At 42.0% G+C, this 12013-nt stretch carries 13 protein-coding genes, 1 tRNA gene and 1 pseudogene; 13 read left to right on the top strand and 2 right to left on the bottom strand.

Annotated features, from left to right (window positions below; translation table 11 throughout):
• Positions 1–42: 42 nt before the first annotated feature.
• Together trxA and uvrC are read left to right on the top strand one after the other, a co-directional pair.
• Positions 43–358 (top strand): annotated as a pseudogene (gene trxA, locus ACVHUV_RS15680) (thioredoxin).
• A gap of 55 nt (positions 359–413) precedes the next feature.
• On the top strand, positions 414–2192 hold the full coding sequence (gene uvrC / locus ACVHUV_RS15675) for an excinuclease ABC subunit UvrC (RefSeq protein ID WP_462085225.1): 1779 nt from the start codon (positions 414–416) through the stop codon (positions 2190–2192).
• A gap of 41 nt (positions 2193–2233) precedes the next feature.
• On the opposite strand, the gene ACVHUV_RS15670 is transcribed toward uvrC, so the two are convergent.
• Positions 2234–2710: a YslB family protein gene (locus ACVHUV_RS15670; protein ID WP_462085224.1), complete on the bottom strand. Its 477-nt coding sequence runs from the start codon at positions 2708–2710 to the stop codon at positions 2234–2236.
• Positions 2711–2866: 156 nt separating this feature from the next.
• On the opposite strand from ACVHUV_RS15670, the gene ACVHUV_RS15665 reads away from it, so the two are divergent.
• From ACVHUV_RS15665 to ACVHUV_RS15615, 11 genes are all read left to right on the top strand, one after another.
• Positions 2867–3475 (top strand): succinate dehydrogenase cytochrome b558 subunit, encoded by a 609-nt coding sequence (locus tag ACVHUV_RS15665; protein ID WP_317942973.1) that lies wholly within the window; start codon positions 2867–2869, stop codon positions 3473–3475.
• Between the two features lie 51 nt (positions 3476–3526).
• Positions 3527–5281: a succinate dehydrogenase flavoprotein subunit gene (gene sdhA / locus ACVHUV_RS15660; RefSeq protein ID WP_317942975.1), complete on the top strand. Its 1755-nt coding sequence runs from the start codon at positions 3527–3529 to the stop codon at positions 5279–5281.
• The gene (sdhB, locus tag ACVHUV_RS15655; protein ID WP_462085223.1) at positions 5278–6087 is read left to right on the top strand and encodes a succinate dehydrogenase iron-sulfur subunit; all 810 of its coding nucleotides are present in this window, start codon (positions 5278–5280) and stop codon (positions 6085–6087) included. The genes sdhA and sdhB overlap by 4 nt, the downstream gene beginning before the upstream one ends.
• Positions 6088–6366: 279 nt before the next feature.
• Positions 6367–6810 (top strand): acyl-CoA thioesterase, encoded by a 444-nt coding sequence (locus ACVHUV_RS15650; RefSeq protein WP_317942978.1) that lies wholly within the window; start codon positions 6367–6369, stop codon positions 6808–6810.
• A gap of 87 nt (positions 6811–6897) precedes the next feature.
• On the top strand, positions 6898–7110 hold the full coding sequence (locus ACVHUV_RS15645) for a helix-turn-helix domain-containing protein (protein WP_371389669.1): 213 nt from the start codon (positions 6898–6900) through the stop codon (positions 7108–7110).
• Between the two features lie 217 nt (positions 7111–7327).
• Positions 7328–7735, top strand: coding sequence for a MarR family winged helix-turn-helix transcriptional regulator (locus ACVHUV_RS15640; protein WP_317943023.1), 408 nt, complete (start codon positions 7328–7330; stop codon positions 7733–7735).
• On the top strand, positions 7732–8538 hold the full coding sequence (gene racE / locus ACVHUV_RS15635) for a glutamate racemase (protein WP_317942980.1): 807 nt from the start codon (positions 7732–7734) through the stop codon (positions 8536–8538). Before ACVHUV_RS15640 ends, racE begins: the two co-directional genes overlap by 4 nt.
• A gap of 92 nt (positions 8539–8630) precedes the next feature.
• Positions 8631–9389, top strand: a complete 759-nt coding sequence (gene rph, locus ACVHUV_RS15630; protein ID WP_462085222.1) for a ribonuclease PH — start codon at positions 8631–8633, stop codon at positions 9387–9389.
• Positions 9386–10000, top strand: coding sequence for an XTP/dITP diphosphatase (locus ACVHUV_RS15625; RefSeq protein WP_462085221.1), 615 nt, complete (start codon positions 9386–9388; stop codon positions 9998–10000). The genes rph and ACVHUV_RS15625 overlap by 4 nt, the downstream gene beginning before the upstream one ends.
• Positions 9997–10566: a metallophosphoesterase gene (locus ACVHUV_RS15620; RefSeq protein ID WP_462085220.1), complete on the top strand. Its 570-nt coding sequence runs from the start codon at positions 9997–9999 to the stop codon at positions 10564–10566. Before ACVHUV_RS15625 ends, ACVHUV_RS15620 begins: the two co-directional genes overlap by 4 nt.
• 65 nt (positions 10567–10631) lie before the next feature.
• Positions 10632–10705 (top strand) — tRNA-Arg (locus ACVHUV_RS15615).
• A 371-nt stretch (positions 10706–11076) separates the two neighbouring features.
• Here the strand turns inward: ACVHUV_RS15615 and ACVHUV_RS15610 are convergent.
• Complete coding sequence (locus ACVHUV_RS15610; RefSeq protein WP_462085219.1) at positions 11077–11694, bottom strand: YesL family protein; 618 nt, start codon at positions 11692–11694, stop codon at positions 11077–11079.
• Positions 11695–12013: the final 319 nt, after the last annotated feature.

Here is a 12013-nt window from a genome sequence, read left to right as displayed (position 1 = left end):
ATTCAACCATAGTTGGATTTACTAAAAGGAGGAAGAAATTACATGGCAGTACTTCATGCGACAGATCAAGATTTTAAAGAGCAAACTAAAGAGGGCCTTGTGCTCGTTGACTTTTGGGCAACTTGGTGTGGACCTTGTAAAATGATCGCTCCGGTTCTTGAAGAACTTGACGCGGATCTTAGCAGGCAAAGCGAAAATTGTAAAAGTGGACGTGGATGAAAACCAAGCAACTGCTGGTGAGTATGGCATTATGTCAATCCCTACACTTGTGCTTTTCAAGGATGGCGAGATTGTTGACAAAGTTGTCGGTTTCCAACCGAAAGAGCAACTTGCTGAATTGATTGAAAAACACGCGTAAGCATTACGTAAAACCGGGCCTTCAGGAGGACCCGGTTTTTTGGTAGGTGAAGCAGATGAATGAAATAATTGAGCACAAACTAAGCTTATTGCCAGACCTTCCAGGATGTTACTTAATGAAAGACCGACAAGGAACAATTATCTATGTCGGTAAGGCAAAAATCCTGAAAAATCGGGTGAGAAGCTATTTCACAGGTTCCCACGATGCGAAAACGCAACGTCTTGTTGGTGAAATTGAGAATTTCGAATATATCGTTACAGGTTCTGATATTGAAGCACTCATATTGGAATTGAATTTAATTAAACAATACGACCCGAAATATAACATCATGCTGAAAGATGATAAAACGTATCCGTACTTGAAAATTACAGCGGAACGTCATCCCAAATTGATTGTCACGCGGCAATTAAAAAAAGACAAAGGGAAGTATTTTGGTCCATATCCGAACGCTACTGCTGCACATGAAACGAAGAAATTATTAGATCGGCTTTATCCTTATCGTAAATGCCATAAACTTCCTGATCGCGTTTGCCTATACTTTCACCTCGGACAATGTCTTGCGCCGTGTGTAAAAGATATACCACACGAAACCTATAAAGAAATGGTTGATGATATTAGCAGGTTTTTAAACGGTGGGTACAAGACCGTTAAAAAGGAACTGACGGAGAAAATGTCTGCGGCAGCTGAAAACCTGGAATTTGAACGCGCAAAGGAATACCGTGATCAAATAGCGAATATCGAGGCGGTTATGGAGAAGCAGACGATGATGATGAACGACTTCACGGATCGGGACGTTTTTGGTTATGCAGTTGACAAAGGTTGGATGTGTGTCCAAGTATTTTTTGTGCGTCAAGGGAAACTAATTGAACGGGATGTATCCCTTTTTCCTTTATACCAAGATCCAGAGGAAGAGATGTTAACATTCATCGGACAATTTTACGGAAAGTCCGGGCACCTTTTGCCAAAAGAGATTTTACTTCCTGAAGGAGTTAATCACGAATTGGTCCAACAGTTGTTAAAAGTGAATGTATTAATCCCGCAACGAGGAAAGAAAAAAGATTTACTGAAGCTTTCGATGAAAAATGCTGAAATTTCCTTGCGAGAAAAGTTTCAACTTATCGAAAAGCAGGAACAGCGAACGATTGGAGCTTGCGAAGACTTAGGAATTGCAATGAATATTGCAACACCCTTGCGCATTGAGGCGTTCGATAATTCGCATACAGGTGGAGTTGATCCGGTTTCTGCTATGGTTTCGTTCGTTGACGGAAAACCAAATCGGAAAGACTATCGAAAATATAAAACAAAGACAGCTGCTGCGCACGACGATTATGGAGCAATGCGAGAAGTAATTCGAAGACGCTATACACGTGTCTTGAAAGAAGACTTGCCACTGCCTGATCTCATCATTATTGACGGGGGGAAAGGACAGATGGAGATTGCACGTGAAGTCATTGAAGATGAGTTAGGATTATCAATCCCGATAGCAGGTTTGGCAAAAGACGATAAACACCAAACGGCTCAATTACTGTATGGAAGTCCGGTTGAGGTAGTGCCGTTAAAACGGACGAGTGAAGCGTTTTATTTGCTTCAACGAATTCAGGACGAAGTGCACCGATTTGTTATAACGTTCCACCGTCAAAGAAGGGATAGTCAGTCAATGATGTCGGCGTTGGATGGATTGCCGGGAGTTGGACCAAAACGGAAAAAACAATTGTTGCAACATTTTGGGTCAATGAAAAAGATAAAAGAGGCATCCACGGAACAGCTGAAGGAAGCAGGTTTGCCAATAAAAGTAGCGGAATCCGTTCATTTGTACTTTACAAAAGAGAAATGATGGGTTCAATAAGTAGCTAGAACCCATTCATTGTCTATTTTTTACACGGTTGTTTTCGTGTCCCACTTTACAATAAAATGGATTTGTTTTTTATTCACTTGTTTTTCAGCGTAGCACTCTGCTAAATAGCCGTTAAGCTTTTGGAATTGCTCGGCGAGGAATCCTGCCTCTAGCTGGTACGACCTTTTTTCCAGGACCGTGAGATCGGGTTGATGTAAAATTAGCCAGGCTTCATCTTTAGGCTGTTTATTCGAAGAAAAGGTTAGTTGCCCCCAACCTGCTTCCGAAAAAAATGCAGGGAGTTCATCGGTTGAGAACATGGGGAATTTCCGTGCAATATCTTTTCCTGCCCAATAAAGGATTTCATTCTCGTGTTTACCTAATATTGTTGGAAGTACATGATCTCTAATTATTTCATAACCGAGACGAGTCGGTTGTTCAGTCGTGTCATTGTTCAAGGGATATGCAGTCCTTTCAAGCGGATTCTGAATCGTAAAGGAACTTTTCGTTGTCGACAAGAAAAGTTCACATGTCCTTGACCTCCTTAAATGTGAGGAGTACAATGAACATGTTATAATATTGTACCATGAAGGGGCATGCCGTCAACGTTCTCAAAAGTAGATAATTAGGTAACGTTCGATTGGCGTATCCCATTAATAAGGGAGGGTAAAGACTTGTCGAGAGAATCAGATTTTTACTTGCGCCGACTGCATTCATTGCTCGGAATTATTCCGGTTGGGTTGTTCCTGACTCAACACTTGGTCATTAACCATTTTGCAACTCGCGGTGAAGAGGCATTCAATAACGCATCCAACTTTATGGGCAACTTGCCATTCGTGCTTTTCTTGGAATGGTTTGTCATCTATATTCCACTCATGTTTCATGCGTTTTATGGTGTGTACATAGCTTTCACTGCGAAAAACAATGTTCAGCGCTACGGAACTTTCCGCAACTGGATGTTCCTGCTACAACGTATCACAGGTGTTTTTCTTGTGATCTTCATCGCTTGGCATATTTGGGAAACAAGAATCCAAAAAGCTTTGGGTGCTGAAGTGAACTTTGACATGATGGCTGAAATTTTATCTAGTCCATTCATGCTCGTGTTTTACATTGCAGGTGTTATTGCAGCAACTTTCCACTTGGCAAACGGCCTTTGGTCATTTGCAGTTACTTGGGGGATTGCACAATCACCAAACTCACAAAAAATTGTTTCATACATTACAATACTAGCTTTCTTAGTACTATCAGTAATAGGCATTCAAGCGCTATTTGCATTTGTCTAATTAATCGTAGATAAATTACAGAACATGTAAAAATTGAGGAGTGAAACAATAATGGCAAAAGGCAGATTGATTGTCGTAGGTGGCGGACTCGCCGGCTTAATGGCAACTATCAAAGCTGCGGAAGAAGGGGTCGCAGTTGACCTGTTCTCGCTCGTTCCGGTTAAACGCTCCCACTCCGTTTGTGCACAAGGTGGCATTAACGGTGCAGTGAATACGAAAGGTGAAGGCGATTCACCAGCCATCCACTTTGATGACACTGTATATGGAGGAGACTTCCTTGCGAACCAGCCTCCTGTAAAAGCAATGGCAGAAGCGGCACCTGGAATTATCCGACTCATGGACCGTATGGGTGTAACGTTCAACCGTACACCAGAAGGTCTTCTCGATTTCCGCCGATTTGGTGGAACATTGCATCACCGTACAGCGTTTGCGGGTGCAACGACAGGTCAACAACTTCTTTATGCATTGGACGAGCAAGTTCGTCGTCATGAAGTTGCCGGGCTCGTTCAGAAATACGAAAACTGGGAATTCCTAGGTATCATTATGGATGATGAAGGAATTTGCCGTGGTATTAAAGCGCAAGATATGAAAACGATGGAAATCAAAGCTTTCCCAGCGGATGCAGTCATTATGGCAACTGGTGGCCCGGGAATAATCTTTGGTAAGTCAACAAACTCAGTTATCAACACGGGTTCTGCTGCCTCAATCGTGTATCAGCAAGGTGCAAAATATGCAAACGGTGAGTTCATCCAAATCCATCCGACTGCTATTCCAGGAGATGACAAACTTCGTCTCATGAGTGAATCAGCACGTGGTGAAGGTGGACGAATCTGGACATACAAAGACGGTAAACCATGGTATTTCCTAGAGGAAAAATATCCGGATTACGGTAACCTCGTTCCACGTGACATCGCAACACGTGAGATTTTTGATGTGTGTGTCAATCAAAAACTCGGTGTAAACGGTGAAAACATGGTGTATTTGGACCTTTCTCATAAAGATCCAAAAGAACTTGATATTAAACTTGGTGGAATCATTGAGATTTACGAGAAGTTTACTGGAGACGATCCACGTAAATTGCCAATGAAAATCTTCCCAGCTGTTCACTATTCAATGGGCGGACTATGGGTGGACTATGAACAACAAACGAATATTCCTGGTCTATTTGCTGCTGGTGAATGTGATTACTCACAACATGGTGCAAACCGTCTTGGAGCGAACTCACTTCTATCCGCTATCTATGGTGGTATGATTGCAGGTCCGGAAGCAGTTAAGTATATGCGCGGCGTGAAACGCACTGCGGATGAATTACCTTCTTCGATTTTCGATGCAGCCATCAAAGATGAGCAACAGAAGTGGGATGCAACATTGAAGATGGATGGAACAGAAAATGCGTACATGCTTCATAGAGAACTCGGTGAAATCATGACAGACAATGTAACGGTTGTTCGTTACAACGATAAATTACAAGCGACTGATGATAAAATTCAAGAGCTCTTGGAACGTTATGAAAACATCAACATTACTGATACGCAACAATGGTCGAACCAAGGTGCTACATTCACACGCCAATTAAAGAACATGCTTTACTTGGCACGCGTAATCACGTTAGGTGCGCTTAACCGTAATGAAAGCCGTGGAGCACATTACAAGCCAGACTTCCCGAACCGTGATGACGAAAACTTCTTGAAAACGACAATTGCAGAGTTCGATGGTAAATCTGCACCGATCCTTTCTTATGAAGAAGTGGATGTATCCTTAATTCCGCCACGTAAACGTGACTATTCTGCGAAGAAAGGAGATTGACAGAAGTGAGTGAGCAAACAACAGCTGTGCAAGAACAACCGACTGCAACGAAGACTGTGACATTTGAAATACAACGTCAAGATACGCCGGAATCTACACCTTATATGGAAAGCTTTGAGATCCCGTATCGTCCGAATATGAACGTGATTTCAGCGCTTATGGAAATTCGTCGTAATCCGGTTAATGCAAAAGGTGAAAAAACGACGCCTGTTAACTGGGACATGAACTGTCTAGAAGAAGTTTGTGGTGCGTGCTCGATGGTCATCAATGGACGCCCTCGTCAATCATGTACAGCATTGGTCGATCATTTGACACAACCAATCCGTCTTGAACCGATGAGAACGTTCCCGGTTGTACGGGACTTAGTCGTAGACCGTGACTTCATGTTCGATTCCTTGAAGCGTGTAAAAGCATGGATTCCGATTGACGGTACGTATGATCTTGGTGAAGGTCCACGTATGCCTGAGCGGAAACGCCAATGGACATATGAATTATCGAAATGTATGACGTGCGGCGTTTGCTTGGAAGCATGTCCGAACGTGAACGACAAAACGAATTTCATTGGTCCAGCATTGCTTTCACAAGTACGTCTCTTCAACGCACACCCAACAGGTGCGATGAACAAAGACGAACGTCTAGCGACAATAATGGCAGACGGTGGAATCGGAGAGTGCGGTAACTCTCAAAACTGTGTAGTGGCATGTCCGAAAGGAATTCCATTGACAACATCCATTGCGGCATTAAACCGTGATACAACTGTACAAATGTTCAAGAACTTCTTCGGAAGCGATCATATGGTTGATTAATTCAACTTCCAACAACCCTTTACGTATCACTGATACGCGAAGGGTTGTTTTTGTTTGCTGTTCTTCTTTGTTCGAGTATAATAAAAGAATGAATGTTCATTCATTTCAGCCTGTTGACAAACGCTCGCATCCGTTGTTGCTCGTCTTGCTCGTCCGCTCATGAACTTTTGTTCTATTCGCGTCTTCGCTCGACTTCGCGCCTAGGCTGACAAGCGTTTTCAATCAGGCTGAAAAAATTACTATGTATTATTTACTTCGATAATCAAGGGGGAGCAGTACATGAGGATTGCATATATTGAGGATATGGAGAAATGGATTCAATCATTTACGTTTTCAGTACCTGTTTCAGTACGTTTTTCTGAAACGGATATGTATGGTCATCTGAACAACACAGTCACTTTCACTTATTTCGAGTACGCTAGGATCGAATTTTTAAAAACGATTGGTCATATGGAAGAGTGGCTTGATCCAAAAGGTGCAGCTATTCCTGTTGTGGCAGATCTACAATGTGACTATATGAAACAAGTATTTTTTGATGAACAATTGTCGATTTTTGTGAAAGCTGCTGCTATCGGAAACAGCTCTGTCGATCTCCATTATATGGCGAAGAACGCAAAAAATGAGGTTGTTTTTACAGGGAGAGGCTCAATCGTCCAAATCGATAAATTCACGGGAAAAGCATTGCCTTGGAAAGAATATCAAAAATCTGCGTTTTCTCTCTAAAATGATGAACGAGCCGGCACAGCCTAGACCGTCCTCACATATTGTAAAGTGAACGTGGATAGGAGGGGGCGCGTCTTGACAGGAGAAATGAAAAATCGTTCTTTGCTTACAGCTAGAGAACGGGAAATCTTCGATCTATTAGTAAACGATCATACGACGAAAGAAATCGCAGGGCGGCTCGGCATTAGCGAAAAAACCGTCAGGAACCATATTTCGAATACAATTCAGAAATTAGGGGTTTCTGGAAGGGCTCAAGCAATTGTCGAATTACTGCGATTAGGGGAGTTGAAATTAAACTAGATTACATGGATAGTAGCATTCGCAAACGCACGAAGAAGTGATAAGTAAACACGCTTATCATCCCTGGAAAAAATATATACGTGACAATCATGTAAAAAAAGTTGCGTTATGTGTCGAAAAAGGTGACAATAAGTAGACAGTATTCGTTTTCAGGGAGCTGGTATTCGTGACAACTAACAATGAGCATAATCGAGATAGTTTGGATAACATTGCACAGATGGAAAAAGAACTGCGGTATATATCCGGAATTATTAAGCAACAAGGTCGTAAAATATTAAGCAATTATTCAATTACTCCTCCACAATTCGTCGCATTGCAATGGTTATTCGAGCATGGTGATATGACGATTGGTGATTTATCCAATAAAATGTATTTAGCTTTCAGTACAACTACTGATCTTGTAGACCGTATGGAAAACAACAAGCTCGTAAAACGTGTGCGTGATGAACAAGACCGTCGGGTTGTGCGTATACATCTATTGGATGAAGGCGAAAGAATCATTGAAGAAGTAATTGATAAGCGTCGTAAATACTTAGGCTCTGTCCTCGATGATTTTTCGGAAGAGGAAATTACACAGTTCCTGCAGTTGATGACGAGATTGCATGAAGAGATGAGCAAGGATTGAAGGCCACAAAACAAGCACCGATCGGCGTCATCGATTCAGGTGTGGGCGGGTTGACCGTCGTAAAAGAAATGCTTAACCAATTACCGGCAGAACGAATCATCTACATCGGCGATGATGCAAGATGTCCTTATGGGCCACGTTCAGTCGAAGAAGTGAAACAATTCACGTTAGAAATGGCGTATGCATTGTCAGAAATGGGTATAAAAATGTTGGTAGTTGCTTGCAATACAGCGACCGCAGTAGCACTGGATGATTTGCGCAACCAATTTGCGTTTCCTGTAGTAGGAGTCATTGAACCCGGTGCAAGAGCTGCGGTACGCGTCTCGACTACAGGGAGAATCGTAGTGTTGGGAACGGTAGGAACGGTGAAAAGTGGAGCGTATGAACATGCCATTACGGCAATTTCAAATGCTACCCAAACATACCAGCTTGCCTGTCCGGATTTCGTACCTCTCGTAGAAAGTGGACAGTATAAAAGCTTGGATATTCGTCCGATTATGGAGAAATCGTTAAATCCACTCGTTCATATCGATTTTGATACGGCGATTTTAGGCTGCACGCACTATCCCCTTTTGCATGACCACATCCAAGCACAATTGCCCGAAGGAGTCGCCATTGTCTCATCTGCGAACGAAACGGTTCAGGATGTACGTAACACATTGGATCATTTCGGGTTGTTGAATGAACAAAATACAGGGATTGCACCCTTATTTTATACAACAGGCTCATTGGAAGGCTTTTCATCCATTGCGATGGATTGGCTAGAATTGCAAAATCCAGATGTTCGACATATTATTCTCTAGACCGGATACCAATTCAGGTGTCCGGTTTTTTGCTTTGATGAAAATGGTTATGATAAGATGAATGCTGAACTTGAAATGTGGAGGTAGCCGACATGAGACATGATGGAAGAACTGCTGATAGAGGAAGAGATGTAACAATTGAAACGGATTATTTGCTTCATCCCGAAGGCTCAGTGCTCATTTCTGTTGGAAATACGAAGGTGATTTGTACGGCGTCCATTGAAGAGCGAGTGCCTCCTTTTCTTAGAGGAAGTGGACAAGGATGGGTGACGGCGGAATACTCAATGCTTCCACGGGCGACAGGGCAGCGTACGCAACGTGAATCTTCCCGAGGGAAAGTAGGCGGAAGGACAATGGAGATTCAACGTCTAATTGGCCGTGCGATGCGTGCAGTCGTTGACTTGGAAGCACTCGGAGAGCGAACAGTTTGGATTGACTGTGATGTCATACAAGCAGATGGCGGAACGAGAACGGCTTCGATTACAGGTGCCTTTGTGGCAATGAGCATGGCAGTCGCTAAGTTAGTGAGTGAAAAGGAACTGAAAAAGTTCCCAATCCGTGATTACTTAGCTGCCGTCAGTGTTGGGAAGACAGAGGAAGGCATGCTTATCCTAGACCTTGATTATGTGGAGGATTCTGCAGCTGCAGTCGATATGAATGTCGTTATGACAGGTGCGGGTGAATTTGTTGAATTGCAAGGGACTGGTGAGGAAGCGACGTTTACTAGGCAAGAAATGAACGCGCTCGTTGAATTGGCTGAAGTAGGCATTCAACGTCTAATCGAAATTCAACAAGACGCTTTAGGTTCCATTCATGAGCAGATTAAACAAAAGGAAAGTGATGAAGCATGAAAAAAGTATTGATTGCCACGAACAATAAAGGCAAAGCAAAAGACTTTGAGGTGTTATTTGAGCCGTATGGCATCCAAGTAATGACTTTGAATGACTTAGAACAAGACATAGACGTTGAAGAAACTGGCACGACATTTGAGGAAAATGCGGTGTTGAAAGCAGAAGAAGTAGCGAAGCAATTAGGCATCATGGTCATTTCCGATGATAGTGGCTTGGAAATCGATGCACTAAATGGTGCCCCTGGCGTCTATTCTGCTCGTTATGCCGGTCCGGCAAAGAACGATGATGCGAATATCGACAAAGTGCTAGAAGAGCTTCAAGAGGTGCCTGAAGACGAACGGACAGCACGGTTCCGTTGTGTACTCGCCATAGCAGGACCACAGCAGGAAACGAAGACATTTTCCGGCAGTTGTGAAGGTTTCATTTTAAATGAAAGACGAGGAACAAACGGTTTCGGATATGATCCGATCTTTTATACACCTGCGAAGCAACGTGCAATGGCTGAATTGACTCCTGCTGAAAAAGGGGAAATTTCTCATCGTGGTGCAGCGCTCGCTCAACTGAAAGAACAACTCCCTACACTCATGGCATCATTCGGTAAAGAACAATGAAGATTATCGTAATGAGTGATTCTCACGGTGATGTGGAGACGGTGAAAACCGTTTCCGCTCTGCCGGCGGATACAATTTTTCATTGTGGCGACAGTGAACTGTCACTTGACGATCCGCTTTTGCATAACATACATGTGGTAAGAGGGAATTGTGACCGAGACGGCCGGTTTCCTGAATCACTCCTCGTCGAAGTAGGCGACAAACGAATTTTCGTCCTACACGGACATGAACATGATTGTAAACGCTCGATGCTCCCCTTGTATTACGAGGCACTGGAACGACAGGCAGACATTGTTTTATTCGGGCATTCTCACTTGTACGGTGCTGAAATGAAAGAGGGAATCTTATTTGTCAATCCAGGGAGCACTTTGTTGCCGAGAGGTGGCAATGAACCATCGTTCGTGGAAATAGAATGGGACCACGAAGTCGAGGATCTTGCTTACGAGGGAGTTTCAAATGACGTTAACACTTTAGAAAACGAGGAAACGTTGCGCGTAACCATTAAAAATCTTCAGCTTAAAATAATTCATTCCGTTGAAATGAAAAATTATGCAAGAAAGCGTTGACTTTTTTCGAAATCCTGCCTATAATAATATTTGTCCTTTGCGAAAAGTAATCGCAAATTGAACATGTCTCAGTAGCTCAGCAGGATAGAGCAACAGCCTTCTAAGCTGTGGGTCGGGGGTTCGAATCCCTCCTGGGACGTATAGTAGTGCGGTGTAACCGCGGTATATCAACCTTCTTACGTAGTTAAAGCAACAGTCTATGAGCGGTTAAGCTCCGCATAATGGACGTCTGCCTTCTAACTCTACGTTAGGAGGTTTTTTTACGTTTACAAAAAAGAACAAAGCGCGCGAAAGGCGACAAGCTTCTACCAAACATGTCTAATAGACTGACGACAGTTAGACGCATCTACAGAATTTCGTGAGTTGAGCTTGGATTGATAATTTCGTCCTTAGGTTCATGCCTAGGAAGTATGTAAAGATCATGATTAATTTTATGCGTTCTTAAACTTTCGGCTATATTAATAATCCAAACTGAAAAAAGACTGACGAATCAGTATGACTGTCAGTTTTTCATATTTGTACGTTTTTTCGTGTTTCTATTCGTGCAAATGCCCGGAAACTTATTAATGTAGCTACATAGGCAAAGACACTTCCTGGAAATAAGGGGATAATACCTGGAATGAATGTTGTAATAAAGTAGATTCCTACCGCAGTAGCACCAATCAAAATGACTTCAATAGGGGATGTAATGGCAATTAAGAAAGACTGTTTAATGTATTGAAAGAACTTCAAATTGAAATGTGCATAGACGGGAAAGAAGAAAAGGAACGTTACAGTTCCGGAAATAAGTATAAAGATTAATATTGGATACAAAAATTGCAACTTACCACTATTTTGTTGTAAGAAATAAAAATCAAAAAAGAAGAAGTAACTAATAGTTAAGAAAAGAAGGCCAAAACCATTTACTTTCAAAAAGTCTGCCCGAAATGCATTCCAAAATGCTGGGAATATCTTGAAACTTTCTTCTTCTTTAATCAATTTACGAACGACTACAAACATAGAAGATGTAGCGGGAAAAATACCGAAAGCAACTAAACCGATAAGTGTAAAGACAATCCAGAGTATATTGATATAAGCTAATTCAATCATTCTATAAGCGACTCTATTGAAGTTATCCCAACCAATCAAATTTCTCACCTCTTGAAGTAACTATATGTTGAAAACTATCTAAATTGCAACCTTTTTTAATAGGTAAGTAATGAAAAACCTTGGAGTGAAAGTTTTTGCAATTGCAATTAAAGACGCTTTAGGGACTTGTCTCTTACTAATTATTCATGTAATCTAAAGTCAGATTAACAGTCAATTTAGTCATTTCAGGTTATTTGTTTTACTAGTACGAATAGTGAAGGTCTTACGAATAGACTCTGCTGGATTACTTAGATAATAAAACAGTTTATTGTCAGCGCTTTCATATATTGTGCTATTAGAGGAGGTGTAGAATATATAG

The sequence above is a fragment of the Sporosarcina saromensis genome (genome assembly GCF_054901285.1).
Note: the sequence above shows the minus strand (reverse complement) of the source record. Positions and strands in the feature narration are given on the sequence as shown.